The 26260-nt window shown below is 65.5% G+C and carries 22 protein-coding genes; 15 read left to right on the top strand and 7 right to left on the bottom strand.

Going from position 1 to position 26260, the window contains the following annotated elements; translation table 11 throughout:
* Positions 1-51: 51 nt before the first annotated feature.
* The 5 genes from BI344_RS00695 (at position 52) to BI344_RS00715 (ending at position 5805) form a co-directional block, all read left to right on the top strand.
* Positions 52-639 (top strand): TRAP transporter small permease, encoded by a 588-nt coding sequence (locus BI344_RS00695; protein WP_071111056.1) that lies wholly within the window; start codon positions 52-54, stop codon positions 637-639.
* The gene (locus BI344_RS00700) at positions 636-1964 is read left to right on the top strand and encodes a TRAP transporter large permease (RefSeq protein ID WP_071111057.1); all 1329 of its coding nucleotides are present in this window, start codon (positions 636-638) and stop codon (positions 1962-1964) included. Before BI344_RS00695 ends, BI344_RS00700 begins: the two co-directional genes overlap by 4 nt.
* Before the next feature lie 153 nt (positions 1965-2117).
* Entirely contained in the window at positions 2118-4388 is a 2271-nt protein-coding gene (locus tag BI344_RS00705) for an NADP-dependent malic enzyme (RefSeq protein ID WP_071111058.1), read from the top strand.
* Positions 4389-4461: 73 nt separating this feature from the next.
* The gene (locus tag BI344_RS00710) at positions 4462-4707 is read left to right on the top strand and encodes a PhaM family polyhydroxyalkanoate granule multifunctional regulatory protein (protein WP_071111059.1); all 246 of its coding nucleotides are present in this window, start codon (positions 4462-4464) and stop codon (positions 4705-4707) included.
* Positions 4708-4902: 195 nt separating this feature from the next.
* The gene (locus BI344_RS00715) at positions 4903-5805 is read left to right on the top strand and encodes a VirK/YbjX family protein (protein ID WP_158020726.1); all 903 of its coding nucleotides are present in this window, start codon (positions 4903-4905) and stop codon (positions 5803-5805) included.
* On the opposite strand, the gene BI344_RS00720 is transcribed toward BI344_RS00715, so the two are convergent.
* Positions 5791-6414, bottom strand: a complete 624-nt coding sequence (locus BI344_RS00720; protein ID WP_071111061.1) for a flavin reductase family protein — start codon at positions 6412-6414, stop codon at positions 5791-5793. The genes BI344_RS00715 and BI344_RS00720 overlap by 15 nt on opposite strands.
* Before the next feature lie 126 nt (positions 6415-6540).
* On the opposite strand from BI344_RS00720, the gene dnaE reads away from it, so the two are divergent.
* The 3 genes from dnaE to BI344_RS00735 all read left to right on the top strand — a co-directional run bounded on the left by dnaE (position 6541) and on the right by BI344_RS00735 (position 10736).
* On the top strand, positions 6541-9981 hold the full coding sequence (gene dnaE, locus BI344_RS00725; RefSeq protein WP_071111062.1) for a DNA polymerase III subunit alpha: 3441 nt from the start codon (positions 6541-6543) through the stop codon (positions 9979-9981).
* On the top strand, positions 9975-10244 hold the full coding sequence (locus BI344_RS24675; protein WP_139166837.1) for a hypothetical protein: 270 nt from the start codon (positions 9975-9977) through the stop codon (positions 10242-10244). The genes dnaE and BI344_RS24675 overlap by 7 nt, the downstream gene beginning before the upstream one ends.
* 279 nt (positions 10245-10523) lie before the next feature.
* A complete protein-coding gene (locus BI344_RS00735; RefSeq protein ID WP_043577099.1) occupies positions 10524-10736 on the top strand; it encodes a cold-shock protein in 213 nt (70 codons plus the stop codon).
* A 72-nt stretch (positions 10737-10808) separates the two neighbouring features.
* Here BI344_RS00735 and BI344_RS00740 read toward each other — a convergent pair whose 3' ends face one another.
* The gene (locus BI344_RS00740; protein ID WP_071111064.1) at positions 10809-12779 is read right to left on the bottom strand and encodes a phosphocholine-specific phospholipase C; all 1971 of its coding nucleotides are present in this window, start codon (positions 12777-12779) and stop codon (positions 10809-10811) included.
* A 161-nt stretch (positions 12780-12940) separates the two neighbouring features.
* On the opposite strand from BI344_RS00740, the gene BI344_RS00745 reads away from it, so the two are divergent.
* The 7 genes from BI344_RS00745 to BI344_RS00775 are packed head-to-tail and all read left to right on the top strand — an operon-like array spanning position 12941 to position 18350.
* Positions 12941-13390 (top strand): GNAT family N-acetyltransferase, encoded by a 450-nt coding sequence (locus BI344_RS00745; protein ID WP_071111065.1) that lies wholly within the window; start codon positions 12941-12943, stop codon positions 13388-13390.
* Between the two features lie 39 nt (positions 13391-13429).
* Positions 13430-13639 (top strand): hypothetical protein, encoded by a 210-nt coding sequence (locus BI344_RS00750; RefSeq protein ID WP_071111066.1) that lies wholly within the window; start codon positions 13430-13432, stop codon positions 13637-13639.
* Entirely contained in the window at positions 13636-15099 is a 1464-nt protein-coding gene (locus BI344_RS00755; RefSeq protein ID WP_071111067.1) for a sodium:solute symporter family transporter, read from the top strand. Before BI344_RS00750 ends, BI344_RS00755 begins: the two co-directional genes overlap by 4 nt.
* 33 nt (positions 15100-15132) lie before the next feature.
* A complete protein-coding gene (locus BI344_RS00760; protein WP_071111068.1) occupies positions 15133-15756 on the top strand; it encodes a glutathione S-transferase family protein in 624 nt (207 codons plus the stop codon).
* A 16-nt stretch (positions 15757-15772) separates the two neighbouring features.
* On the top strand, positions 15773-16456 hold the full coding sequence (locus tag BI344_RS00765; RefSeq protein ID WP_071111069.1) for a M15 family metallopeptidase: 684 nt from the start codon (positions 15773-15775) through the stop codon (positions 16454-16456).
* Positions 16453-16965 (top strand): cupin domain-containing protein, encoded by a 513-nt coding sequence (locus tag BI344_RS00770; protein WP_071111070.1) that lies wholly within the window; start codon positions 16453-16455, stop codon positions 16963-16965. The genes BI344_RS00765 and BI344_RS00770 overlap by 4 nt, the downstream gene beginning before the upstream one ends.
* A gap of 2 nt (positions 16966-16967) precedes the next feature.
* Complete coding sequence (locus BI344_RS00775; RefSeq protein WP_071111071.1) at positions 16968-18350, top strand: FAD-binding oxidoreductase; 1383 nt, start codon at positions 16968-16970, stop codon at positions 18348-18350.
* A gap of 107 nt (positions 18351-18457) precedes the next feature.
* On the opposite strand, the gene BI344_RS00780 is transcribed toward BI344_RS00775, so the two are convergent.
* From BI344_RS00780 to BI344_RS00800, 5 genes are all read right to left on the bottom strand, one after another.
* Positions 18458-20287: a tetratricopeptide repeat protein gene (locus BI344_RS00780; RefSeq protein ID WP_071111072.1), complete on the bottom strand. Its 1830-nt coding sequence runs from the start codon at positions 20285-20287 to the stop codon at positions 18458-18460.
* An 85-nt stretch (positions 20288-20372) separates the two neighbouring features.
* Positions 20373-22250, bottom strand: coding sequence for a methyl-accepting chemotaxis protein (locus tag BI344_RS00785; RefSeq protein WP_071111073.1), 1878 nt, complete (start codon positions 22248-22250; stop codon positions 20373-20375).
* A 371-nt stretch (positions 22251-22621) separates the two neighbouring features.
* Positions 22622-24253, bottom strand: a complete 1632-nt coding sequence (locus BI344_RS00790; RefSeq protein WP_083338685.1) for a 3-(methylthio)propionyl-CoA ligase — start codon at positions 24251-24253, stop codon at positions 22622-22624.
* A 122-nt stretch (positions 24254-24375) separates the two neighbouring features.
* Complete coding sequence (locus tag BI344_RS00795) at positions 24376-24900, bottom strand: response regulator transcription factor (protein ID WP_071111074.1); 525 nt, start codon at positions 24898-24900, stop codon at positions 24376-24378.
* The gene (locus BI344_RS00800; RefSeq protein WP_071111075.1) at positions 24897-26159 is read right to left on the bottom strand and encodes an ATP-binding protein; all 1263 of its coding nucleotides are present in this window, start codon (positions 26157-26159) and stop codon (positions 24897-24899) included. Before BI344_RS00800 ends, BI344_RS00795 begins: the two co-directional genes overlap by 4 nt.
* Positions 26160-26260 lie beyond the last annotated feature (101 nt).

The following is a 26260-nucleotide window of genomic DNA, read 5'->3' on the forward strand; positions in this document are numbered from 1 at the left end:
GCCGGACCCTCAGCGTGTCCGGCCCCACTCCCGCGCTTAGGAAAGACTGTCATGCTCAAGTTCCTCGACCACCTCGAGGAGTGGATGATTGCCTGTCTGATGGGGGCCGCCACCCTCATCACTTTCGTCGCCGTGCTGCACCGCTACGGCTCGGGCATTCCCACCCTGCAACCCTACCTCGCCCACATCAATCTGTCGTGGGCGCAGGAGCTCACCACCTATCTGTTCGTATGGATGGCCAAGTTCGGCGCCGCCTACGGCGTGCGCACCGGCATCCATGTCGGCGTGGATGTCCTGATCAACCGCCTGCCCGCCAAGACCCGCGGCTACTTCATCGTGTTCGGCCTGCTGGCCGGCGCGCTGTTCACCGGCGCGGTGGCGGTGATGGGCGGCAATTTCGTCTGGGAGATCGGCCACACCGATCAGACTTCGCCCGATCTTGAAGCGCCGATGTGGCTGGTGTATCTGGCCATACCCGCCGGCTCCAGCCTGATGTGCTTCCGCTTCCTGCAAGTGGCCTGGAATTTCGTCAGGACCGGCGCGCTGCCCAAGCACGACCACGGCCATGTCGACGGCCTGGAAGGCGACGAGGCGCTGGACAATCTGCACCCGCGCGACAAACAAGGAGGCCGACCATGAGCGCGCTGATCATCTTCGGCCTGCTGCTGGCGCTGATGCTGACCGGCATGCCGATCTCCATCTCGCTGGGCCTGACCGTCCTCACCTTCCTGTTCACCATGACCGACGTGCCGATCACTTCGGTGGCGCTCAAGCTGTTCACCGGGATAGAAAAATTCGAGATCATGGCGATCCCCTTCTTCATCCTGGCCGGCAACTTCCTGATGCACGGCGGCGTGGCGCGGCGGATGATACGCTTCGCCACCACGCTGGTCGGCCATTGGTACGGCGGGCTGGGGCTGGCCGGCGTGGTGTCATGCGCGCTGTTCGCCGCCATCACCGGCTCTTCCGTCGCCACCGTGGTGGCGGTCGGCTCCATCATCCTGCCGGCGATGCTGAAACAGGGCTACCCGGCCCGCTTCGGCGCCGGCGTGATCACCACTTCCGGCGCGCTGGGAATCCTGTTCCCGCCGTCGATCAATCTGGTGATGTTCAGCATCGCCACCGCCGGCATGAACGTCACCGGGCCGGACGGCAACCCGGTGTCCACCGCCTCGGTCGGCCAGCTGTTCATGGCCGGCGTGCTGCCCGGGCTGTGCCTGTCGGCGCTGCTGGGCGCCACCACCTGGTACCGCGCCAAGAAGTTCGACTACCCGCGCCTGCCGCGCGCCAGCTGGAAGGAGCGCTGGCTGGCCTTCCGCGAATGCGTGTGGGGGCTGTTGCTGATGGTGCTGGTGATCGGCGGCATCTACACCGGCATCTTCACCCCGACCGAGGCGGCGGCGATGGCCGCGGTGTACGCCTTCGTGATCGCGGTGTACGTCTACAAGGACATGAGCCTGAAGGATGTGCCCAAGGTGCTGATCAACGCCGCGTCGATGAGTTCGATGCTGCTGTACATCATCACCAACGCGGTGCTGTTCTCCTTCCTGATGGCGTCGGAGCAGATTCCGCAGAGCATGGCGGCCTGGATGGCCAGCCAGGGCTTCGGCATTGTCGCCTTCCTGCTGCTGACCAACATCCTGCTGCTGGCGGCCGGCAACTTCATGGACCCTTCCGCCATCGTGCTGATCATGGCGCCCATCCTGTATCCGGTGGCGGTGAAGCTGGGTGTCAATCCCATCCACTTCGGCATCCTGATCGCGGTGAACATGGAGGTCGGCATGTGCCACCCGCCGGTAGGATTGAACCTTTACGTCGCCTCAGGGATCACCAAGATGGGGATAAGCGAATTGACTGTGGCGGTGTGGCCATGGCTGCTGACCATGCTGGGCTTCCTGCTGGCCGTCACCTTCATCCCGGAAATCTCCTTGTGGCTGCCGCGGATGCTGGGCATGATGAATTGAAATTTCAGCACAGGAAACATGCCGACGCGATGGGCTCGCCCATCGCGTTTTTTGTCTGACACGGCATAGCCCGCACCTGGCATAAGTCTTATAATGCGAGGCTAAATCTCCCTTACATCCAACAAAAGAACATCTCTCATCAGGAGCCTGCGAATGGACGAGCAACTGCGCCAAAGCGCGCTGGAATTTCACCAGTTCCCAACCCCGGGCAAGATCCAGGTATCGCCGACCAAGCCGCTGACCACCCAGCGCGATCTGGCGCTGGCCTACTCCCCCGGCGTGGCCGCCCCCTGCGACGCCATCGTCGAAGACCCTCTCAACGCCTACAAGTACACCGCGCGCGGCAACCTGGTGGCTGTGATCACCAACGGCACTGCGGTGCTGGGCCTGGGCAACATCGGCGCGCTGGCCAGCAAGCCGGTGATGGAAGGCAAGGGCGTGCTGTTCAAGAAATTCGCCGGCATCGACGTGTTCGACATCGAAGTCAACGAGCTGGATCCTGACAAGCTGGTGGACATCATCTGTTCGCTGGAGCCCACCTTCGGCGGCATCAACCTGGAAGACATCAAGGCGCCGGAGTGCTTCTACATCGAGAAGAAGTGCCGCGAACGCATGGGCATCCCGGTGTTCCACGACGATCAGCACGGCACCGCCATCGTCGCCGCCGCCGCCGTATTGAATGGCCTGCGCCTGGTGAAGAAGGAAATCGGCGAAGTGCGCGTGGTGGCCTCCGGCGCCGGCGCCGCCGCCATCGCCTGCCTGGACCTGCTGGTGGCGCTGGGCGTGAAGCGCGAGAACGTCACCGTCTGCGACTCCAAGGGCGTGATCTACCACGGCCGCGACGAGAAGCTGGACGAGTCCAAGCAGCGCTACGCGATCGACGACAACGGCTGGCGCAAGCTGGCCGACGCGATGACCGGCTCCGATATCTTCATGGGCCTGTCCGGTCCGCGCCTGGTGACCCAGGACATGGTCAAATCGATGGCGCGCGATCCGCTGATCCTGGCGATGGCCAATCCGGAACCGGAAATTCTGCCGCCGCTGGTGAAGGAAGTGCGTCCGGACGCCATCATCGGCACCGGCCGTTCCGACTTCCCCAACCAGGTCAACAACGTGCTGTGCTTCCCCTTCATCTTCCGCGGCGCGCTGGACGTGGGCGCCACCACCATCAATGAAGAGATGAAGCTGGCCACCGTGCGCGCGATCGCCGACCTGGCGATGGCCGAGCAGAACGACGTGGTGGCTTCCGCCTACGGCGACCAGGAGCTGTCCTTCGGCCCGGAATATGTGATTCCCAAGCCGTTCGACCCGCGCCTGATCGTCAAGATCGCCCCGGCCGTGGCCCGCGCGGCGATGGAATCCGGTGTGGCCACCCGCCCGATCCAGGACTTCGACGCCTACGCCGACCAGCTGGCGCAGTTCGTCTACAAGACCAACCTGTTCATGAAGCCGGTGTTCTCGCAGGCCAAGAAAGACCCGAAACGGGTGGTTCTGACCGAAGGCGAAGACGAGCGCGTGCTGCACGCCACCCAGGAAATCGTCACCCAGGGTCTGGCCAAGCCCATCCTGGTGGGCCGCCCGTCGGTGATCGAGAAGCGCATCGAGAAGCTGGGCCTGAAAATGCGCCCGGGCGTGGACTTCGAGCTGGTCAACAACGAGTCCGACGCGCGCTTCACCGAATACTGGAAGGACTACTACCAGTTGATGAAGCGCAAGGGCGTGTCGCAGGAGCAGGCGCGCCGCCGCGTGATCGGCAACACCACGCTGATCGGCGCGATGATGGTGCGCCGCGGCGACGCCGACGCACTGATCTGCGGCACCTACGGCCCGTACCGCCAGCACTTCGACATCCTGGAGAACGTGCTGGGCTACGCCAACGAGGACAAGGTGGCCGCGGCGATGAATGCGCTGATCCTGCCGACCGGCAACATCTTCATCACCGACACCTACGTCAATGCCGAGCCGAGCGCCGAACAGCTGGCCGCCATCACCAGGATGGCGTCCGAGTCGATCAAGCGCTTCGGCATCGCCCCCAAGGCCGCATTGCTGTCCAACTCCAGCTTCGGCGCGCTGAACACCGCGTCGGCGCAGAAGATGCGCGCTGCATTCGACCTGATCCGCGAAGCGCAGCCGACGCTGGAAATCGACGGCGAGATGCAGGGCGACGCCGCGCTGGTGGAAAGCATCCGCCAGCAGGCGCTGCCGGACTCCACGCTGAAGGGCTCGGCCAATCTGCTGATCATGCCGAACGTGGAAGCCGCCAACATCAGCTACAACCTGCTGCGCGTGTCGGCGTCCGACGGCGTGACCATCGGCCCGATCCTGATGGGCATGGCCAAGCCGGTGCACATCCTCACGCCTATCGCCTCGGTGCGCCGCATCGTCAACATGGTGGCGCTGGCCTCGGTGGACGCCCAGTGCTGATCGTCTGAGCCATCCGGCTTATACTGAACGGGCAAGCAGCGCTTGCCCGTTTTTTTATTGCCAGGAAACCGCCATGAGCCAAGACAACGATCCCTTCGCCCTGTTCCGCCAATTCTGGCAGCAAGCCACCCCGCCCGGCATGCAGGCCTTCCTGCCGCCGATGTCGGAAGAAGAGATAGACCGCAAGCTGGCCGAACTCAAAGTGGTGGAAGGCTGGTTGACGATGAATCTGGGCGTGCTGGCCATGCAGATCAAGACGCTGGAAATGCAGAAAACCGCGCTGCATTCGATGCGCCCCAAAGACCCGCCTGGGGCCTGAAACCACCCCAGCCCCCTCCCGGCATGCTCAGCCCATGCAGATGGGGCATCCGCCTGCCCGTTATGCAACAAAACGGCACCGGCCATCATGACAAAGTGGTTTTGCGTCACATACAGTCACACTAGACTAAACAACTATTAACAATTTCTTATGCGAATTTAACTTATCCTGACGAGCTTGAGAATGAGGTTCCACATGACTGTAATCAACTCAGTGGATCTGTTCTGGTCGCTGGCTAGCGGGGAGTTTTCCCGGAGAGATGGCTTTGACGAGGGCAAGAACCGCTTCAAATTCGTCTTCCGCAGCATGTTGACCCTGCCGTGGACCCTGCGTTGGCTGGACACCTTCCGCTCGCAGGCCTTGCTGACCTACCTGCGGCGCAACCCCCGCCTGGCCTGCAAGCTGCACCGCCCTTACCTGTACCGCACGCTGAGCGTGCGCGGCAAACTGCAGGCATTGCAAACGCATTACCAATTGCTGGAGCAGCGCTTCGGCGAACAAGCCCGCCGCCAGTTGCTATCCAACGGCCCCTTGCCGCTGGCCACCCTGGCCGGCAAGAACGACGGCCAGCTGCACATCCTGCTGACGCAACAGCACAGCTTCGACAAGGAAGGCGAAATGTCGCTGCAGGTGTGCAATGCCGACAAGGTTCCGCTGGCCACCCTGACTTTCACCCTGACCCGCCGCAACGATCAAGTCGTGGTGGTGATAGGCGGACTGCAGGGGCCGAGCAAGCCCCACGGCGCCGAAAGCGTGCAACAGGCCACCAAGCTGGCGCATGGCCTGTTCCCCAAGCGGCTGGCGATGGAAACCCTGACTACGTTGGCGCGCCGGGTAGGCGCCGACCAGGTGCTGGCAGTCGGCAAGTGCGAGCACATCTACAGTTCCTGGCGCTACCGCCGCAATTTCTTCGCCGACTACGACAGCTTCTGGGAAACCCTGGACGCGGAAACCGTCGACAACAAGCGCTTCTTCCGCATCCCGCTGACGCTGGCGCGCAAGGCGATCACCGACATCGCCAGCAAGAAGCGCGCCGAATACCAGCGCCGCTACGCGCTGCTGGACGATCTGTCCGCCCAGACCCTAGCCGCGCTGTAAACCCGGCTCAGGGCGGCTCAGGCTGAAGGCCGGCTGCCCCAGGCTGTAGCGGTCGCCGCCCAGCTTGCCCACCGCTTGCAGCGCGACATCGTCTATCGCGCCGTCGCGCCATACCCGTTCCGCCACGTGTATATGCCGCACCTCCGCCAACACCAGGTTGCCGGCGCCGGTGCCGTGGCCGAAGGTCAAGCACTGGTGCAGCGTGCATTCCAGCCGCACCGGCGCCTCGCCCACTCCGGGCGGTTTCACAGTTGTGCTCTGCACCTTGGCCACGCCGGCCAGCTCGAATTCGTCGACATCCGCCGGATAGGCGCCGCAGCTGGCGTTCATTGCCTCCGCCAGTTGCTGACTGACGATGTTGACCACCAGCTCGCCGGTCAGACGGATATTGGCCAGCGTGTCCTTGTCCCGCTCCGAGGCCTGCTTGAGTATGCTGATCCCCAACAGCGGCGGGTTGATGCTCATCACATTGAAAAACGAGAACGGCGCCAGATTGCACGCTCCCTTCAGGTCCTGAGTGCTGACCCAGGCGATGGGCCGGGGCAGAATACACCCCACCAGCAGTTGATACAGATTCGACCGCTCCAATTGCTGCACATTGAACTCCATCTGGTTCTCGCACCGGCATTAATACCATGATGCCATCATTCTAATGCGCATGGCGCGCCGAACACCAGCCGCAAGACGCTGGCGATTCAACTGGTTTGCCACAGCTCCACCCGGTAAAATGCCGGGATGAACGCACCTCGCTTTGTCCATCTTCGCCTCCACTCGGAGTTTTCCATCACCGATGGCGTGGTCCGCCTCGACGACGCGGTGAAGCGCGCCGTCAAGGACGGCATGCCCGCGCTGGGCATGTCCGACCTGATGAACCTGTTCGGCATGGTCAAGTTCTACAAGAGCTGCCGCAACAAGGGGATCAAGCCCATCGTCTCCGCCGACATCTGGCTGGAGAACGAGGAGGACCGCGACAAGCCGTACCGCCTGCTGCTCACAGCCAAGAACCGCGAGGGCTACCGCCGGCTGTGCGAACTGTTGACCGAGGCCTTCAGCCACAACCAGTACCGCGGCCGCGCCGAAATCAAGCGCGCCTGGCTGGAGAGCGGCGACAACAGCAATCTGCTGTGCTTGTCCGGCGCCCATCTGGGCGATGTGGGCATGGCGCTGTCAATGGCGCAGCGCGAAGAGGCCCAGCGCCGCGCCGCTTACTGGGAAAAGCTGTTCCCAGGATCTTTCTACCTGGAAATCCAGCGGGTGGACAACACCCAGGTGGAAAACGTGGTACAGGCCACGCTGTGGCTGGCCGGCGAGATGGGACTGCCGGTGGTGGCCACCCATCCGATCCAGTTCATGGAGCCGGACGACTTCAAAGCGCACGAGGCGCGGGTGTGCATCGCCGAAGGCTTCACGCTGGGCGACAAGCGCCGCCCCAAGAACTTTGCCGAATGCCAGTATTTCCTCAGCACCGAGGCCATGCTGCAGCGCTTCGCCGACATCCCTGAGGCGCTGGCCAATACGGTGGAAATCGCCAAGCGCTGCAATATCAGCGTGGTGCTGGGCAAGAACTACCTGCCGCTGTTCCCGACGCCGGACGGCATGTCGCTGGACGACTTCCTGGTCTATGAAGCCAAACGCGGGCTGGAAGCGCGGCTGGCGCAACTGTATCCGGACCCGGCCGAACGCGAGGCCAGGCGGCCGGAATACGACGCCCGGCTGAAATTCGAGTGCGACACCATCATCCAGATGGGCTTCCCCGGCTACTTCCTGATCGTGGCGGACTTCATCCAGTGGGGCAAGGCCAATGGCTGCCCGGTGGGTCCGGGCCGGGGCTCAGGCGCCGGCTCGCTGGTGGCCTACAGCCTGTCGATCACCGACCTCGACCCGCTGAAGTACGCGCTGCTGTTCGAGCGCTTCCTGAATCCGGAACGGGTGTCGATGCCCGACTTCGACGTCGACTTCTGCCAGGAGAACCGCTGGCGCGTGATCGAGTACACCCGGCAGAAATACGGCGAGGAGGCGGTCAGCCAGATCGCCACCTTCGGCACCATGTCGTCCAAGTCGGTGATCCGCGACGTCGGCCGGGTGCTGGACCTGCCATTCGGCCTGTGCGACCGCCTATCGAAGCTGATTCCGCTGGAGGCCAACAAGCCGCTGTCGCTGACCAAGGCGATGGAGATGGAGGCGCAGATCGGCGAGATCATCGAGAGCGAGGGCGCGAACGAGCTGATCGAGCTGGCGATGAAGCTTGAAGACCTGACGCGCGGCATCGGCATGCACGCCGGCGGCGTGCTGATCGCGCCGGGACGCCTCACCGACTTCTGCCCACTGTACATCGCCAGCGGCGAAGGCGCGGCGCCGGTGTCGCAGTTCGACAAGGACGACGTCGAGCAGATCGGCCTGGTGAAGTTCGACTTCCTGGGCCTGCGCAACCTCACCATCATCGAGCTGGCGCAGAAGTACATCAAGCAGGTCAGCGGCGAGGACGTCGACGTCGCCCACCTGCCGCTGGACGACCGCGACGCCTACAAGGTGTTCGCCAGCGCCAACACCACCGGCGTGTTCCAGTTCGAGTCCAGCGGCATGAAAAAGATGCTGGTGGAGGCGAAGCCGAGCAAGTTCGAGGAAATTATCGCCTTCGTGGCGCTGTACCGTCCGGGTCCGATGGACCTGATCCCCGACTTCATCCAGCGGATGCACGGCGCCAAGTTCGAGTACCTGCACCCGCTGCTGGAGCCGGTGCTGGCGCCCACCTACGGCATCATGGTGTACCAGGAGCAGGTGATGCAGTCGGCGCAGGTGATCGGCGGCTACAGCCTGGGCGGCGCCGACCTGCTGCGCCGAGCGATGGGCAAGAAGAAGGTCGAGGAGATGGTGGCGCAGCGCGCCATGTTCGTCGAAGGCGCCGGCAAGCAGGACATTCCGGAAGCCAAGGCCAACGAAATCTTCGACTACATGGAGAAGTTCGCCGGCTACGGCTTCAACAAGTCGCACGCCGCCGCCTACGCGCTGGTGGCCTACCATACCGCCTGGCTGAAGGCCCACCACTGCGCCGCCTACATGGCGGCGACGATGTCCACCGAACTGGACAACACCGACCAGCTGAAAATATTTTACGACGACGCCACCGACCACAAGAACGGCCTGGTGTTCCTGCCGCCGGACGTCAACCACAGCCGCTACCGCTTCGTGCCGGTGGACCGCAAGCACATCCGCTACGCGCTGGGCGCGGTCAAGGGCAGCGGCGAATCGGCGGTGGACCACATCGTGGCGATGCGCGAGGCCGGCGGCCCGTTCACCAGCCTGTTCGACTTCTGCAAGCGCACCGACAAGAAGCTGGTCAACAAGCGGGTGATAGAAGCGCTGATCCGCGCCGGGGCTTTCGATTCCATCGAACCCAACCGCGCGCTGCTGTTCGCCAACGTCGGCCTGGCGATGGAGGCGGCGGAGCAGGAGCACGCCAACGCCAACCAGGGCGGGCTGTTCGACATGTTCGGCGACGATGTCGCGGCAGCAGTGGAAATGGTGGCCACCCGGCCGTGGAGCGACGCGGTGAAGCTGGCCGAAGAGAAGCTGGCCATAGGCTTCTACCTGTCCGGCCACCCGTTCTCCGCCTACGAGAAGGAAGTGCGCGCCTTCATCAAGACGCCGCTGTCGCGGCTGATCCCCAACAAGACGCCGCAGCTGCTGGCGGGCTTCGTCACCGGCATTCGCGTCAAGGTGGGCAACCGCGGCAAGATGGCCTTCGTCGAACTGGACGACGGCAGCACCAAGCTGGAAGTCAGCCTGTTCGCCGAAAGCTTCGAGACCAACCGCGACAAGCTGAAGGAAGACGTGGTGCTGGTGGTAGAGGGCAAGGTCAGCGAGGACAGCTTCGCCGGCGCCGGCCGCCTGCGCATCATCGTCGACAAGCTGTACAGCCTTGGCGAAGCGCGCAGCCGCTACGCCCGCAGCCTGGCGCTGCAATTGTCCGGCCAGGTGGACGTGGCCCGCCTCAAAGCGGAGCTGCATCCGTTCAAGAGCCAGGAATCCGGCTGCCCGGTGCGGCTGCATTACAACAACGGCGAAGCGAAGGGCGACCTGATGCTGCCGCCGGAATGGGGAGTGCGGCTGGACGACGGCCTGCTGCTGTCGCTGTCGGACTGGCTGGGGGATAACCGGGTCAAGGTGATGTGGTAACGTCTCTCCCGCGCAACACCTTCCACATGCCGTTCGCCGCCAGCGGGCGGCATGTTCGCTGCCATCGCCCGGCGCGGGCTTTCCGCGCCGTTCCCGGCAACCGCCGCGCCACGCCGCAAACCACCCGCGCCAAGGCGGCAGTCAACCAGGCCTCGATCGACTGGCAAGCCGATGCCGCCAAGATCGGCAATGCCGCGCCGGCTGGGACGGTCGCTTGCCGAAGCCGAAGCCCGACGCCAGGTCGGAAGCGCCCGGCGGCGTAGAGAAGGCGGACGGGGGCCAGGCCAGCGAGCGCTCCTGGCGTCAGCCGCCCTGGCATTTCGTACAGCGACAGTATGCCCGCACACCTACCATTTCAGCCGGATCCCCCTGTGAAAGCAGGACATTATGCGCATGACGCGGGGATGGAATGCACAGTCATTGTCGACTAATCAGCCACAACAGCGAGAATTCGCTTATGATGGGCACAGGTGCATGATCGGCCGGACTTTACCGGCCTGAGCTATACAGCACTGAAAACACCTGTTTCCTGGAGATATCCCATGTCTAATCGCCAATCCGGCACCGTAAAGTGGTTCAACGATGAAAAAGGCTTCGGCTTCATCACCCCTCAAGGTGGCGGTGACGACCTGTTCGTTCACTTCAAAGCTATCGAAAGCGATGGATTCAAAAGCCTGAAAGAAGGCCAGACCGTTTCCTTCGTAGTCGAGAAGGGCCAAAAGGGTCTGCAAGCTGTTCAGGTTCGCGTCGAGTAATCGTCCGCAAAACCGAAAAAACCCCTGTCAACGCGACAGGGGTTTTTTTATTGCCGCCGGCGAACGCCGCGCTCAGCCGCTGACGCTGGCCGCGCCATTCTCCACGTGGCCCACCAGACGGCGCAGGAAGCTGCTGTCCTGGGTGCAGGTGACCGTGATGTCGTACCAGCCGTAGACGCCGGCCAGGTTCCAGCTCAGCATCTGGCTGCCGCCGCCGTTGACGCTCACCTGCTGCGCCGCGCCGCCGCCATAGCCATTGGCGCTGACCTGGAAAGTCACCGCGGTCTTGCCGCCGTTGTTCAATTGCAAGGTCAGCTGCGGCACGCTCTGCACCACGGCCACGCCGCTCACCGCCTCCAGCACGCCGGCCGCGCTGTGGATATTGCCGCAGAAACGGCGCAGGAAACCGTTGGGACCGTACAGGGTCAGGTCATACCAGCCGCCGCCGTAGGTCTGGACATGGAAGTAGTCCTGGATATTGCCGCCGGCCGCCACATCGTATTGCCACGGGCCGTCCAGACGGTACTGGTTGGCGTAGATGGCGTAATGCGCCGCCTGGCTGCCGCTGTTCTGCATGTGAATCCACACCATGCCGCCGGCGGCATCGGTGCTGGCGTAGGCATTGCACTGGTAGGGCAAGGCGCGCGCCGGGCGGCGGCCGGCCTCCGGCTGCGGCATCTGCCCCGGCACCGGCGCGACCGGAGCCGGCCAGCTCTTGCTTTGCTGCGCCTGGGTCAACAGCGCCGCGGTGTCCGGGAAGGTCGGCACGCTGGGGTTGCTGCTGCCGAAATCCAGCGCGGCGGTCAGGTCGCCGCAGGTCTGACGACGCCAGGCGGAGATATTCGGTTCCTGCACGCCAGTCCAGCTTTCCAGGAAGCGTATCACCGAGGTATGGTCGAACACCTGCGAGCAGACATAGCCGCCGCGGCTCCACGGCGACAACACCAGCATCGGCACCCGCGGCCCCAGGCCGATGGGCGCGCCGGACACGTACTCTCCTGCCGTGCCGGACGGCGGCACCGGCGGAGGAACGTGGTCGAACAGGCCGTCGTTCTCGTCGTAGTTGAGCAGCATCACCGTGGACGCCCAGACGTCGGGATTGGCGGTCAGCGCCTGCAATACCTGGTCCACCAGATAGGCTCCGGCGGCCGGCGGCGCGCTGGGATGCTCGGAATAGTCCTGCGGCGCGACTATCCACGACACCTGCGGCAGCGTGCCGTTGATGGCGTCGCTGCGGATGGCGGCCACCAGGTCCTGCACCGAATTGCCGCTGACCTTGGGCACCGAGCTCATGCCGCGGTCGTACAAGGGATTGCCCGGCTTGGCGCTGCGGTACTGGTTGAACCAGGCCAGCGCGTTGTCGTCGAAATTGTCGCCCACCACCTGGTACACCTTCCAGCTGACGCCGGCCGACTGCAGGCGCTCGGGATAGGTAGTCCAGCTGTAGCCCTTCTCGCTGTTGTCGGTGACCGGTCCGCCATTCTTGCCGGCGGCGTCCACCGTGCCGCTCCACAGGTACAGCCGGTTGGGATTGGTCGGCCCCTGCTGCGAACAGAAATAGCCGTCGCAGATGGTGAAGGCGTCGGCCAGAGCGTAATGGTAGGGGATGTCGGCGCGGTTGAAGTAGCCCATGGTCAGGCTGGTCTTGGCCGCCACCCAGCCATCGTACTTGCCCTGGTTCCAGGCCACGTGGGTGCCGGTCCAGGAGTGGTCGAGATCGGTCAGGTACTGCGCATTGGTGCGGCTGCTGTCCAGATGGAACGGGTATTCGCTGGACAACACATGCGGCTGGCGGAACACGCTGTTGCCGTTGCGCAGTTGCAGCGCGCTGCGGTCGCCAAAGCCGCGCACGCCGCGCAGCATGCCGAAGTAATGGTCGAACGAGCGGTTTTCCTGCATGAACACCACCACATGCTTGACCGCGGACAGGCTGCGCCCGGCGGGACGGATCGCCATGGCGGCGGCCAGCCCCGGCGGAATGGCGCCGGCCGCAACGCCTGCGGCCGACAGTTTGAGAAACTCACGACGTGACAACTCGCTCATGGCTACGCTCCGGAAATATTGAACATTCATGACGACAGCAAATCAAGCCAGCGCGCAGTGTGCTGCAGCAATATGATTTTTTGATTAAGCGCCCCCTTCCCCGCCCGCCCGCCATCGTTTACTCTGCCGGCTTGTCCCGCACCCTCCGCACAGCTCCTTCCATGCAACTGCGCCAAGCCCGCCAGACCGATCTGGCCGCCGTATTCACCATCGAGCAGGCCGTGTTCGGCAGCCATGTCTACCCGGACTTCTTCTTCCGTCAGGCATTGGACCTGTGGCCGGACTGGTTCTGGCTGGCCGAAGACGAATCCGGCGCTCCCATAGGCTATGTGCTGGGCGCCCCCAGCCAGCAGCCCGACGAACTGTGGCTGCTGTCTCTGGCGCTGCTGCCCGCCTGCCGCGGCCGCGGCGTCGGCAAGGCCTTGCTGCAAGCGGCGCTGGCGGCGATGCGGCCGCGCGCTCGCGGCATCCAGCTGACGGTTGACCCTGCCAACCCGGCCGCCGCGTTGTACCAGCGGCTGGGCTTCGCCGTGATCGGCCACGATCCCGGCTATTTCGGACCCGGCGAGGCGCGCTGGCTGATGCGATGGCAGCCGTCCGCATCCGCCTGACATGCGCTACACTCGGTCTTTTGTCCGATTGCCCGCCGCATGAAGCCTGAGCCATCCCAGCGACTGCTGGCCTGCCTAACCATAGCCTGCTGCCTGGGCTACTACCTGATCCTGGCGCTGCGCCCGAGCTGGCTTGCCGGCCGCCTCGCCGGCCTGCCCGCCTCCATCCTGCTGGCGCTCTCGCTGCTGCTGCTGTTCTGCCTGATCGCCGCACGGCATGGCCGCTCGTCCGACGGAGACACGCCATGAGCCATGCCCAGCTGCTGTTCCTGGCGCTGATCCTGCTGACGCTGGCCATCACCGCCGCCGCCCGGCGCCGCACCGCCTCCCTTAATGATTTCTATACCGCCGGCGGCCATCTGCCCGCCTGGCAGAACGGCGTGGCGCTGGCCGGCGACTACCTGTCCGCCGCCGCCTTCCTCGGTGCCGCCGGCATGTACCTGGGCCAGGGCTACGACTCGCTGGCCTACGCGGTTGGCACGCTGGCCGGCTGGCCGCTGCTGCTGCTGCTGCTGGCCGAACCCTTGCGCCGGCGCGGCCGCTATACCGTGGCGGGAGTTTTGAGCCAGCGCTTCGACCACACCGGCGTGCGGCTGGTGAGCATAGCCGGCTCGCTGACGGTGACGCTGTGCTACCTGATCGTGCAACTGGTGGGCGCCGGCAAATTGATCGAGCTGTTGTTCGGCCTGCCCTATCTGGCGGCGGTAGGCCTGGTGGGCGCGCTGATGATGGTCTACGTAGCGCTGGGCGGCATGCTGGCCACCACTTGGGTGCAGATCAGCAAGGCCAGCCTGCTATTCGCCTGCGCGCTGCTCTTGGCCGCCGGGGTGCTGTCGCGCTTCGGCGGCAGTCCGGCCGCGCTGTTCGACGCGGCGGAGAAACTGCGCGGCGCGGCGGCCTTCCTGCCCAGCCAGGCGCTGGCCGACCCAGTAGAAGTGCTGTCGCTGGGCCTGGGGCTGAGCCTGGGCCTGCTGGGCCTGCCGCATGTGCTGATGCGCTTCTTCACCGTGGCCGACGAGCGCGCCGCGCGCCGTTCAGTCAGCATCGCCACCTGGCTGGTGGCCGCCTTCTTCGTCCTCAACATCGTCATCGGCTATGGTGCGATGGTGCTGGTGGGGCCTGCCGCGCAGTTCCACGGCGCCGATGGCACGCTCTTGGGCGGCGGCAATATGGCGGCGCTGCACCTGGCCGGCCTGCTGGGCGGTGAAACTGGCGGCGCGCTGGTGGCCGCCGTCGCCTTCGCCACCATTCTGGCGGTGGTGGCCGGGCTGGCGATGGCCGGCGCCAGCGCCGTCAGCCACGACCTGTACGCGGTATGGCTGAAGCGCGGCCAGGCCGACCCGCGCCAGGAGCTGAACGTGTCGCGGCTGGCCACGCTGGGTCTGGGCCTCCTAGCCATCGCCCTGTCCACGCGGTTTCAGCAACTCAATATCGCCGTGATGATGGGCCTGGCCTTCGCCATCGCCGCCTCGGCCAATTTCCCGCTGCTGCTGTTGGCGCTGCACTGGCCAGGCCTGACTGCGCGCGGCGCAGTGTGGGGAGGCGCAGCCGGCATCGCCGGCTCGCTGCTGTTGATCGTCTGCGGCCCGGCGGTATGGGTGGCCGCGCTGGGCCACGCCAAACCGCTGTTTCCCTATTCCAACCCGGCGCTGTTCTCGGTGCCGCTGGCCTTCGCCGCGGCATGGCTGGGTTCCCGCAACCGGAGCTAAGATGGTTTCAACGAATTCTCGAAAGCGCAATCGATGAGCAATCTCATCCTGTACGGCAACCGCTACTCCGGCCATAGCTACAAGGCCAGGCTGGCGCTGATGCTGGCCGACATCTCGCACGACTATGTCCATATCGACATCGCCCTGTCGCGCGACGAGCGTCCGGCAGACTTCCGCGCCGCCAGCCGCTATGGCGAAGTGCCGGTGCTGGTGGCGGACGGCGTGCCGCTATGCCAGTCCAACGCCATCCTGCAATGGTTGACCGACACCTACGGCGTGCTGGGCGGCGGGCTGGGCGAACGCCAGCGGGTGCGGGAATGGCTGAGCTGGGAAAGCAACCGCCTGGGCCAGTCGCTGCCCAATCTGCGCTATTCGCGGCTTATCGCCCATTATCCCGGCGAAGTGGAAACTTGGCTGGAAGCCAGGCTGCGCGACGACCTGACGGTGCTGGAAGCCGAACTGGCCGCGCGCCGCTACCTGGCCGGCGACCAGATCAGCATCGCCGACGTCTCGCTGTGCGGCTATCTGTGGTGGCTGGCCGATGCCGGCCTCGACATCGAGGATTGGCCGCACGTGAACAGCTGGCTGCAACGCATCGCCGCGCAACCCGGCTGGCAACACCCGGACGCGCTGATGGCGGCCGACATTCCCGAATAAACCGCGGAGCGCAAGCATGCTGACCCTCGCCGATCCGCTCTTGCTGGACATCCCTCTGGCCGGCGTCGACGAGCCCTTTGTCGATCTGGCCGGCTTCCTCTCCTGTTGGCAAGTGGATCTCAGCCGCAGCCAGATCTCCAGCCGCAGTCGGCACTTTCTCAAAGCGCGCCGCGCGGTGGCCGAACGGCTGCAGCACGCCGCCGGGCTGCTGCCGAATGGTTTGCGGCTGTATATCAAGGAGGCTTACCGACCGCTCGCGCGCCAACGGCGCTCCTTCGACGAGCATCTGGCGCGGCTGCGCGCGCTGAAGCCCGATCTTGATGACATCGCGCGATTCCAGCAGGCTAGCCTGTATGTGGCGCCGCCGGAAGTCGCCCCGCACCCCACCGGCGCGGCGGTGGACGTCACGCTGATGGACCCGGCGGGCTACGAGCTGGACCTAGGCTGTCCGTTCAACGCCGACAGCGAAGAGTCGGACGGCGCCTGCTACACCCAGCACCCGCACCTGTCCGAGACCGCGCGCGCCAACCGCGCCATCCTGATCCAGACGATGCAAGCCGCCGGCTTCGTCAACTATCCATCCGAGTGGTGGCACTGGTCATACGGCGACCGCTACTGGGCCGCGGTCACGCAGGCGCCGCAAGCGCTGTACCGGGCGGTGGAGGAAAACGAACTGGACACCATGGAGACTACGCAATGAGCCGCCCCGACTGCATCAAACGCTGGAGCGAACTGGAAAGCGCCGAGGCCGGCCATTATCCAGGCAGCCAGGAGGCAATGGGCTATACCGCCCGCCTCGGCCAGCATTTCGGCTTCGCCCGGCTGGGCGTCAACCACGTCCGGCTGGAGCCGGGCCGGCGCAGCAGCCTGCCGCATTGCGAAAGCACCGAGGACGAGATCATCCTGGTGCTGGAGGGCGCTCCCGACCTGTGGCTGGACGGCACGCTGCACCGGCTGGCCGAAGGCGATGCGGTGGGCTTCAAGGCCGGCGACGGCCTGTGCCACACCTTCATCAACAACAGCGAGCGCGCGGTACGGTTGCTGGTGGTAGGCGACGCCCGCCGCCAGGACAACCGCTATCACTACCCACTGAATCCCGAGCGTAACGCCGCCGCCGGCGTCGAGCACTGGGTGGATGCCCCGGCACGCCCCGACGGCGGCCACGACGGCCTGCCGGACCGATTGCGCGACAGCAACGGACCCTTCTGAACATGCATACCTTTCTGCAGCAGCTGGCGGGCCTGATCGGCCCGGCCCATATTCTCACCGAACCGGCCGACACCGCCCCTTACACGTTAGACTGGCGCCGCCGCTACCAGGGCGCGCCGCTGGCGGTGGCATTGCCCGGCAGCACCGCGGAAGTGGCGGAGCTGGTGAAATTGTGCCGCGCGCACCAGGTGGCCATCGTACCGCAGGGCGGCAACACCTCCACCTGCGGCGCGGCCACGCCGGACGGCAGCGGCCGCCAGCTGATCGTGGCCTTGCGCCGGCTGCGCCAGATCCGCCAAATCGATACCGACAACGACACGCTGACGCTGGACGCCGGCGCCACCCTGCAGGAAGCGCAGCAGGCGGCCGAGGCGGCCGGCCGGCTATTTCCGCTGTCGCTGGCCTCGCAGGGCAGCTGCCAGATCGGCGGTAACTTGTCCACCAACGCCGGCGGCGTGGCGGTGCTGCGCTACGGCACCATGCGCGAATTGACGCTGGGGCTGGAAGTGGTGCTGCCGGACGGCCGGATCCTCAGCCAGTTGTCCGGCCTGCGCAAGGACACCACCGGCCTGGACTTGAAGCAGCTGTTCATCGGCGCCGAAGGCCAACTGGGCCTGATCACCGCCGCCACGCTGAAGCTGTTTCCGCAGCCCGCCGCCCACGCCACCGCGATGGTGGGAGTGGATGGCATCGAAACCGCCATCGCCTGGCTGAACGCGCTGCGCGCGCGCTTTGGCGACCGCCTGACCGCGTTTGAAGTGATAGACCGCAACTGCCAACAGGTGCTGCTGCGCCATCATCCCAAGCTGATGCCGTTCAGCGCGCCGTGGCTGGTGCTGATCGAACTGTCCGACGGCGGCGACGCCGCGCTTCTCAACGACAGCCTGGTGGAATGGCTGTCGCGCCGGGACATGAGCGACGGCGTGGTGGCGCAGAACGAGACCGAGCGGCGCAAACTGTGGCGGCTGCGCGAAGAAATATCGGAAAGCCAGCGCCTGGACGGCCCCAGCATCAAGCACGACATCGCGGTGCCGACCTCGGCGCTGCCGGCCTTGGTGAACGATTGCGCCGCCGCGCTGGAGGCCGACTTCCCCGGCATCCGCATCGTCGCCTTCGGCCACGCCGGCGATGGCAATCTGCACTACAACGTCAGCTACACCCGGCCGGGCAATGTCGACCTGTTCGACGACGAGGCAGCCGTCAACGCCATCGTCTACGACCACGTCTACAGGCTGGGCGGAACGCTGGCGGCAGAGCACGGCGTCGGCCAGCTGAAGAAGGACTGGCTCGCCCGCTACAAGGACCCGGTGGCCTTGGCCTTGATGCGCCAGCTGAAGCAGGCGCTGGACCCGGACGGCTTGATGAATCCAGGTAAATGGCTGTAACCGGGCCTTTTCCGCCATGCCGCGCAGAGCAGGCCCGCATCAGGCGAATACCGGCGCCGACGAGGCAAGCGTTTTGTCTTTAGCCGCGCGGCGCGCATGGCCGTACGCTATGGCGCGCCCATCCGGCCGATGACCGCGGCCCAATCCTCGCCGCGGCGCTGGCGGACCAGCCGCGCGGACGGATACCACGGCGTGACCTCCCCTTCCTCCCCCCAGCGCCAGTCGGTGTGTTCGCTGGACAGCAGCAACCGGCACGGCACGCCCAGCGCGCCGGCCAGATGCGCCATCGCGGTGTCCACCGTGATCAGCAGGTCCAGCTGCGCCAGCAAGGCGGCGCTGGAGGCGAAATCGCCCAATGCCGATCCCAGCTCCAGCGCGCAATGCCGCTTGACCCACTCCCGCTCCTCCACCACAGGATCGGGCTGCACGCTGATCCAGTGCGCGTCGCTCCGCGCGCAAAGCGGTTCGAACAGCGCCGGCGTCGGCAGCGAGCGGCAATGATCGAATGGATGGGCCAGATGGCCGCGCCACACCAGCCCGATCTTGCGCCCGTCCGGCGGCAGGCGCCGGCGCCACGCCTCGCCCAGTGACGAATCCGCCCGCAGATAGCAAGGCAGGGACAGAGGCTCGGCGCGCAGCAGGCCAGGCAGGCTCATCGAAAACACATGGCAATCGTGCGGCGGGAAATCGGGAGAAGTGCGGAGGATGGGCAGACACTCCGCCGCCGGGTCGTGGGCGGAAAAAAGCGCCAGCAGCGGTTCGCGGCACATCAGCGTCAGCCTGGCCGCTCCGCGCTGCCGCAGCAACGGCAGGTAGCGGAAAAACTGGATCGCGTCGCCGTAGCCCTGCTCGAACACCAGCAATAGATGCCTGCCGGCCAGCGGCTCGCCCTGCCAGCGCGGCGAATCCGGCTGCGGATAATGGCTGGACATCAGCCGGGCTTCGTGATTTTGCCAGCCCGCCTGATAATCGCCGCGCGCCAGCTGCAGATACCCCAGATTCTGCCGCAGCCGGCGGTGTTGCGGCGACAGCGCCAGGCCGCGGCGCCAAATTTGCTCCGCCTCCCGACTCCGCCCCTGTTCCTGCAGCGCGACTCCCAACAGGCACAACCACTCGACATGGCCCGGCGCCGCCAGCAGCGCCTCGCGCAACAGCGCCTCGGCCTCCGCCGGCCGGTTGGTGGCCGACAGCAGCGCCACCAAATTGCCCAGCACCGCCTCCGGCTGCCGCGCATGCGCTTGCCGCAGACAGTCCTCCGCCTCGCCCCAGCGCCGCTGCTCCAACAGCAGCAAGCCCAGATTGTTCAACGCGGCCGCATGCCCCGGCGCCCATTCCAGCGCCCGGCGCAACAGGTTCTCCGCCTCGGCAGGCTGCCCCAGCTCCACCAGCAGCTGGCCCAGCAGCTGCAGCGCCTCGGCATCGTCCGGCTCCAGGACCAGGCTCTGGCGCAAACGCTCGGCGGCCTCCTCGCCCCGCCCCTGCTGCCGCAACAGGCGGCCAAGATTGTAATGGGCGGCGGCGGCCTGCGGCTGCAGGACCACAACCCGGCGGAAGCAGGCTTCGGCCTCGTTGATCCTGCCGCTGTCGAGCAGCAGCGCGCCCAGGTTGCCCAGGCTGGAGACATGTTCGCCATCCCTTGCCAGCTCGGCGCGGTAATGCGTTTCCGCCTCCGCCGCCTCGCCCTGCTCCGCATGCAGGCAGCCCAGATTGTAGTGCGCGTCCGGCGTGGCGGCGTCCCGCGCCAGCGCCTGGTGCCAGCATTGCGCGGCCAGCGGCAATTGCCCAAGGCGGGCGGCGCAAACCCCCAGCAGGTTCCACAATGGCGCGTTGGCGGGCTCGGCCTGCAAGCCTTGCTGCGCGGCCTGCAAGGCGGAGCGGAAGTCGCCTTCCGCCAATAGGCGGGCGGCGCGCAGGGTATCGGCGGACAAAGGCTGCATGGGATTTTCCACAAAAGACGTGTTCGGATAATCGACGCAAAAACGCCGCCTGGCAAGGCGGCGTTTTCTGCGAGGCGGCTCGCGCCTACAGCCGGAACTTGTTGAACTCGGCGTCCATCTTGCCGGCGTTGCCGGCCAGGCCCTGCAGGGTGCTGCTGACGTTCTGCAGCACGTCGTCGTTTTCCAGCACATGGCCGTTGATGGCTTCCGAGCTTTGCGCGATCAGCGTGGTGGCCTTGTGCTGCTCCTGGGTGGAGCCGGAAATCTCGCTCATCTTGGACACCACTTCCAGCATCGATTCGCGGATGGCGGCGATGTTCTCCACCGCCGCGCGAGTCAGCCCCACGCCTTCGTCCACCGCCTGCACCGTGCTGTTGACGTCCCCGACCGCGCGGCCGGTTTCCTCGCGGATGGCTCCCACCATATTGGAGATTTCCAGCGTCGCCTGGGCGGTGCGCTCGGCCAGCTTCCTCACCTCGTCGGCCACCACCGCGAAGCCACGGCCCTGCTCGCCGGCGCGCGCCGCCTCGATCGCCGCGTTCAGCGCCAGCAGATTGGTCTGGTCGGCGATGTCGCGGATCACATTGGTGATGCCGGAAATCTCCTGCGAGCGCTTGTCCAGCGACGACAACATCGCCTCCAACCCTCGCACCGACTGCACGGTGCTTTCCATGCCGGACGACAGCTGCTGCATATTGTCGGCGCTGGCCGCCAGATTCTGTCCGGTGGCGCTGGCCAGATCGTCGGCTTGGCGCGCGCTGTCGGCAATGTGGGAGATCGAAACGGTGATCTGCTCCAGCGTGGCGGCATTGGACGAGGACACGTCGGAGATGTGGCGCGAACTCTGCGCCACGTTGGCCACCAGCTGGCTGGCATCCTGCACGCCGCCGACCACGCCACCGGCATCCTGCTTCAAGCCGCGGAACAACTGGCCCAATTGGGCGATGAAGGTATTGAACGCGCGCGCGGTAGCGGCGATCTCGTCCTGGCCGTCGTCCTTCAGCCTGAGCGTCAGGTCGCCCTGGCCGCGGGCGATGTCCTCCATCGCCGCCTTCAGCCGGACCAGGCCCACCAGCATGCGGCCTATGATCAGGCTGGCGAACGGGATCATCAACGCGAACACCAGCAGGGTCAGCCCGCCTACGGTGTACAGCAAGGTGTGCAGCGGGGCCAGGATCTCGTCGCGGTCGGCCACCAGCGCCAGCACCCAGTTACTGCCGGGAATGGCCTGCGCCGAGATCAGCATCGACTTGCCGCCGATATTGACATCGGAAGCGCGGTCGCTCTGCACCAGTTGCGCCAGCCGGTCGGCGGTAAGCTCCGGCACCAGCGTGGTGATGGGCTTCAGCGTCAGGTCGGCCTGCGGGTGGGCGATCACCGTGCCCTTCTTGTCGACGATGAAGGCGTAGCCGTTGCCGCGCACTTTCAGCGCCAGCACCGATTTCACCAGCGTGTCCACCATCACGTCGCCGCCCACCACGCCGGCGAAGGCGCCGTTGTGGTTGAACGGCGCGGCGATGGTGACGGTCAGTTTCTTGGTGGCCTCGTCGACATAGGGGTCGGTGACGATGGGCTGGCCGGCGTCCTTCGCCAGCTTGTACCATTCGCGGTCGGCTACCTTGTAGTCGGCCGGCGCGGTCCAGTCGTCGGAAAACAGCGTGTGTCCGTCGGCGAAGCCAGCGTAGTTGACGTTGAAGCCGCCGGCCTTGGTGCCCACCTTGAGGAAGCGCAGCGCATCCGGTTCATTGGCCGCGCCGGTCTGGGCGACGATCTGCTGCTTTTTTTCGCCCAGCCAGGTGGTCACTACCGAGCTTTGTCCCTTCAGGCTGGCGGCGAACTCGTTGTCCAGTCCGTCCAGGATTTCCGATCTCATCTGCATGAAGACTATAGTCACCAGGACCAGACCGAACAGCGCCATCAACAAGGCGTTGAGCGCGATCAGACGGCTGCGGAGTGATTTCATGTTGTTCCCTTTGGTTCTACGCTGCATTGCCCTGGCGAATCCTGCATCCCCGGACGGACTTGTAATGATTTATTGAAACATACGCTAATCCAAGCCGGGCGAATGCCGCTTGATCAAGCTCATGCCTTTTTAAATATGATAGGTGCAACGCAGGGAACAGTCGATGTGAATACCACATTTGCATCGACGCAAAAAAATACCCCTGCGGCGACGCTGCAGGGGTCAACACGAGGAAGAAACATCGGACCGGCCTCAGCCAGCGCGATATTTCGAGGGGCTAACACCTCAAAACCTTGCGGTTCTCAGTGCAGCCGCCATTCTAGCGCAATTGCTCTACAAAAATCCACAAAATAGAGCAAATAATCCATTCTTCATTTATTCGGCCACCGATGGTCGCGGAACTGCTCGCGCAGTTTCATCTTCAGCAGCTTGCCGGTGGCGGTGTGCGGCAGCTCGTCGACAAATACCACGTCGTCCGGCGTCCACCACTTGGCGATCTTGCCTTGGTAGAAGTCCAGCAACTCATCGCGGCTGGCTTTCGCGCCCGGCTTCAGCGTCACCACCATCAGCGGGCGCTCGTCCCACTTGGGATGCGGCACGGCGATCGCCGCCGCCTCCGCCACCGCCGGGTGGCCGACCAGGATGTTCTCCAGATCGATCGAGCTAATCCATTCGCCGCCGGACTTGATCACATCCTTGGTGCGATCTGTGATGCGCATGAAGCCGTCGGCGTCTATCGTCACCACGTCGCCGGTATGGAACCAGCCATCGGCGCTGTGGTTGGCGTCGAGCTCGCGGCGGAAATATTGCGACAGCACCCAGGGGCCGCGCACCTGCAGGTTGCCGAAGGACACGCCGTCGTGCGGCAGCGGCAGGCCGGCGTCGTCGACGATGCGGATGTCCACGCCGTAAATCGGCCGGCCCTGCTTGGTCAGCAGCAGGCGTTCCTCGGCCAGAGCCAGGCCGGCGTGCTTGAGCTTGGGCGTGCCGGTGGTGCCGCAGGGCGACAGCTCGGTCATGCCCCACAGCTGGCGCATTTCCACGCCATGCTCCGCCAACTGCTCGATCATGCTTTCCGGCACCGCCGAACCGCCGGCGATCACCCGCTGCAACGGCGACAGCGACAGCTGCTCGCGCTGGCAATGCTGCAACAACTGCATCCACACCGTCGGCACGCCTATGGTGGTGGTGACGCCCTCTTCCTGAATCAGCTGCAGCAGACTGGCGCCGTCCAGCTTCGGCCCCGGCAGCACCAGTTTGCTGCCGTTCATCGCGCAGCTGTAGGGCAGGCCCCAGGCGTTGGCGTGGAACATCGGCACCACCGGCATCACCACCGCGCGCGCCGAGATGTCGAAGCTGTCCGGCAGCGAGCTGCCGTAGGCGTGCAGCACGGTGGAGCGGTGCGAATACAGCACGCCTTTGGGATTGCCGGTGGTGCCGGAGGTGTAGCACAGGCTGGAGGCGGTGTTTTCGTCGAAGCTCGGCCAGTGATAAACGTCGCTGTGGCTGCCCACCAGGTCTTCGTAGCTTTGCAGATCGGGAATGCCGCTGTCCGCCGGCAGATGGGCGTGGTCGGCCAGCAGCACGAAGCGCTCGACGCTGCTGAGCTGGTCCGCCAGTTGCGCCACCAGAGGCAGGAAGGTCAGATCGAACATCAGCACCTTGTCTTCGGCGTGATTGACGATCCAGGCGATCTGCTCGGCGAACAGCCGCGGGTTGACGGTGTGACAGACGGCGCCGCTGCCGGACACCGCGTAGTAGATCTCGAAGTGGCGATAGCCGTTCCAGGCCAGCGTGCCCACCCGGTCTCCGCCCCGCACGCCCAGCGCCTGCAGCGCGTTGGCCAGTTGGCGGGCGCGGCGCGCGGCGTCGCGGTAGGTGTAGCGGTGCATCGGTCCTTCCACGCTGCGCGACACGATCTCGGTGTCGCCGTGAAAGCGCTCGGCATGCGCGAGCAGGTCTGAAATCAACAACGGCCGGTCCATCATCTGTCCATGCAGCATCTTGCCTCCCCTTGTTGTCGATTATGGAAGTCGCAAGTTACGCCGCATTGGAGCATAGTCTCCAATCATATTTTCTGATGGCCGGCCATTGCCCGATTTATATATTCGTCATGGCCATTGATTCAGCTTTTCACCGGTTTCTTGGCCAGCATCCGCTGCAGGGTGCGACGGTGCATATTGAGCGCGCGCGCCGTGGCGGAGATATTGCCGTCGTTCTCGCCCAGCACTCGCTGCAAATGCTCCCAGGTGACGCGGCGCAGCGACATCGGCTGCGGCGCCACCGGCAGTTCCGGATTGGCGGCCTGCTGCTCGAACGCCGCCAGGATTTCCGCCACCCCGGCCGGCTTGGCTAGATACTGCACCGCCCCCAGCTTGGTGGCCTCCACCGCGGTGGCGATGCTGGCGTAGCCAGTCAGCACCACGATGGCGCTGGCCGGACACGCCGCGCGCAAGGCCGGCAGCAGCCTCAAGCCGCTGTCGCCGGCCAGGTTCAGGTCCAGCAGGATGCGCGCCGGCCGCCGCGCCGCCATCTCCAGCGCCTCGTCGGCATTGCGGGCGCAATGCACGGCATGGCCGCGCCGCGCCAGCGAACGCGCCAGCACCATGGCGAAAGCCTCGTCATCGTCTATCAGCAGGAAATCGCTCATCGCCCTTCCTCCTCCTGCAAGGGCAGGCGGATGCGGGCGTGCACTCCGCCCTCGGCGCGGTTGTCCAGGCTGAGCGTGCCGCCCAGCCGCGCCAGCGTGGCGTGGCTGAGCATCATCCCCAGGCCCAGGCCGGCCGGCTTGGCCGAGTCCAGCGGCGCCAACCCGGCGCGCGCCAGCTGCGCCTCGCTCAGGCAGCCCTGGCGGTTGACGATGTCCAGCTGCAGGCTGCCGGCCTGCCATTGCGCGCTCACCGTCACCGCGCCGCCGCCCGCCTCCGCCGCGTTGTTGACCAGATTGAACAACGCCGGCCAGAACGCCGGATCCAGTCTCGCTTCCGGGTCCGGCCCCTGCGGCGCCTGCCACTCAAGCCTCACGTCCGGCCGCAGGCTGCGCCAGCCCTCCAGCCGCTCCGCCAGCGCCGCGAACAAGGGCAAGGGCCCCAGTTGCGGCTCGGATCCGTGCTTGAGGCGCGCAAGCGTCGCGCTGCAGCTGGCAAGCTGCGCCTGCATCAGCAGCAGGTCCTGGCGCAGCGGCTCGTCTTGCCCGCGTTCGCTCAGCAGTTCGTCCACCAGCAGGGTCAGGGTGTTGAGCGGGGTGGACAGCGAGTGCGCGGCGCCGGCCGCCTGCATGCCCACCGCCAGCAGTTGCTCGTCGCGCAGCTGGGTTTCCCGCGCCTCGGCCAGCGCATTGCCCTGGCTCTGCAGCTGGCGCGCCAGCCAGGAAACGAAACCGGCGATCAACAGCGCCGACAAGGCGAAAGTCAGCCACATGCCCGACAGGTGCAGGTTGAAGGCGTAAGCGGCGTTGCCGCCGTTCAGCGGCCAGTCCAGATGCCATTCGAACAGCAGGCCGTAGGCGGCCACGCTGAGCCATGCCAGCAGCCAGGCGAACCAGCCCGGCGACAGCAAAGCTGCGAACAGCACCGGCGGCAGATAGAGCGAGGCCAGCGGATTGGCGGCGCCGCCGCTGAAGGCCAGCAGTTCGGTCAGCACCAGCGCATCGAACAGCAAGCCCAACCGCAAGCCCTGCTCCGCGGCCAGCCCCCAGGACGGCAGCCTGGGCAGCAGCAGGTTGACCAGCGCCAACGTGGCCAGCGCCTGGCCTATCAGCAGCCAGGGCAGCTCCACCTGCTCCAGCGCGCAGCCGGCCAGCATCGCCAGCGCCAGGAACAGCATCAGCCAGCGCAGCCGGCGCACGCGCTGTCCGGCGTGGTGGACGTCGCCAGCCGGGCCGGGCTTGAATATCGGGTTCCACTTCATGCCGCCACTTTACCACCAAGCCCATATGGCGGCCGCTGCGACAATATGCCGCATTCCGGGCCGGGATGGTTTGCACTAGGATCGCCGCAAACTTAAAACAA

It is taken from the genome of Chromobacterium sphagni, assembly GCF_001855555.1.
Taxonomy (GTDB): domain Bacteria; phylum Pseudomonadota; class Gammaproteobacteria; order Burkholderiales; family Chromobacteriaceae; genus Chromobacterium; species Chromobacterium sphagni.

Coding starts and splice junctions, on each gene's coding strand:
- BI344_RS00770 (WP_071111070.1), top strand. CDS start 16,453: ATGAGCCGCCCCGACTGCATCAAACGCTGGAGCGAACTGGAAAGCGCC.
- BI344_RS00695 (WP_071111056.1), top strand. CDS start 52: ATGCTCAAGTTCCTCGACCACCTCGAGGAGTGGATGATTGCCTGTCTG.
- BI344_RS00750 (WP_071111066.1), top strand. CDS start 13,430: ATGAAGCCTGAGCCATCCCAGCGACTGCTGGCCTGCCTAACCATAGCC.
- BI344_RS00790 (WP_083338685.1), bottom strand. CDS start 24,253: ATGCTGCATGGACAGATGATGGACCGGCCGTTGTTGATTTCAGACCTG.
- BI344_RS00740 (WP_071111064.1), bottom strand. CDS start 12,779: ATGAGCGAGTTGTCACGTCGTGAGTTTCTCAAACTGTCGGCCGCAGGC.
- BI344_RS00710 (WP_071111059.1), top strand. CDS start 4,462: ATGAGCCAAGACAACGATCCCTTCGCCCTGTTCCGCCAATTCTGGCAG.
- BI344_RS00780 (WP_071111072.1), bottom strand. CDS start 20,287: ATGCAGCCTTTGTCCGCCGATACCCTGCGCGCCGCCCGCCTATTGGCG.
- dnaE (WP_071111062.1), top strand. CDS start 6,541: ATGAACGCACCTCGCTTTGTCCATCTTCGCCTCCACTCGGAGTTTTCC.
- BI344_RS00785 (WP_071111073.1), bottom strand. CDS start 22,250: ATGAAATCACTCCGCAGCCGTCTGATCGCGCTCAACGCCTTGTTGATG.
- BI344_RS00755 (WP_071111067.1), top strand. CDS start 13,636: ATGAGCCATGCCCAGCTGCTGTTCCTGGCGCTGATCCTGCTGACGCTG.
- BI344_RS00720 (WP_071111061.1), bottom strand. CDS start 6,414: ATGGAGTTCAATGTGCAGCAATTGGAGCGGTCGAATCTGTATCAACTG.
- BI344_RS00775 (WP_071111071.1), top strand. CDS start 16,968: ATGCATACCTTTCTGCAGCAGCTGGCGGGCCTGATCGGCCCGGCCCAT.
- BI344_RS00715 (WP_158020726.1), top strand. CDS start 4,903: ATGACTGTAATCAACTCAGTGGATCTGTTCTGGTCGCTGGCTAGCGGG.
- BI344_RS00745 (WP_071111065.1), top strand. CDS start 12,941: ATGCAACTGCGCCAAGCCCGCCAGACCGATCTGGCCGCCGTATTCACC.
- BI344_RS00800 (WP_071111075.1), bottom strand. CDS start 26,159: ATGAAGTGGAACCCGATATTCAAGCCCGGCCCGGCTGGCGACGTCCAC.
- BI344_RS00760 (WP_071111068.1), top strand. CDS start 15,133: ATGAGCAATCTCATCCTGTACGGCAACCGCTACTCCGGCCATAGCTAC.
- BI344_RS00705 (WP_071111058.1), top strand. CDS start 2,118: ATGGACGAGCAACTGCGCCAAAGCGCGCTGGAATTTCACCAGTTCCCA.
- BI344_RS00700 (WP_071111057.1), top strand. CDS start 636: ATGAGCGCGCTGATCATCTTCGGCCTGCTGCTGGCGCTGATGCTGACC.
- BI344_RS00735 (WP_043577099.1), top strand. CDS start 10,524: ATGTCTAATCGCCAATCCGGCACCGTAAAGTGGTTCAACGATGAAAAA.
- BI344_RS00795 (WP_071111074.1), bottom strand. CDS start 24,900: ATGAGCGATTTCCTGCTGATAGACGATGACGAGGCTTTCGCCATGGTG.
- BI344_RS00765 (WP_071111069.1), top strand. CDS start 15,773: ATGCTGACCCTCGCCGATCCGCTCTTGCTGGACATCCCTCTGGCCGGC.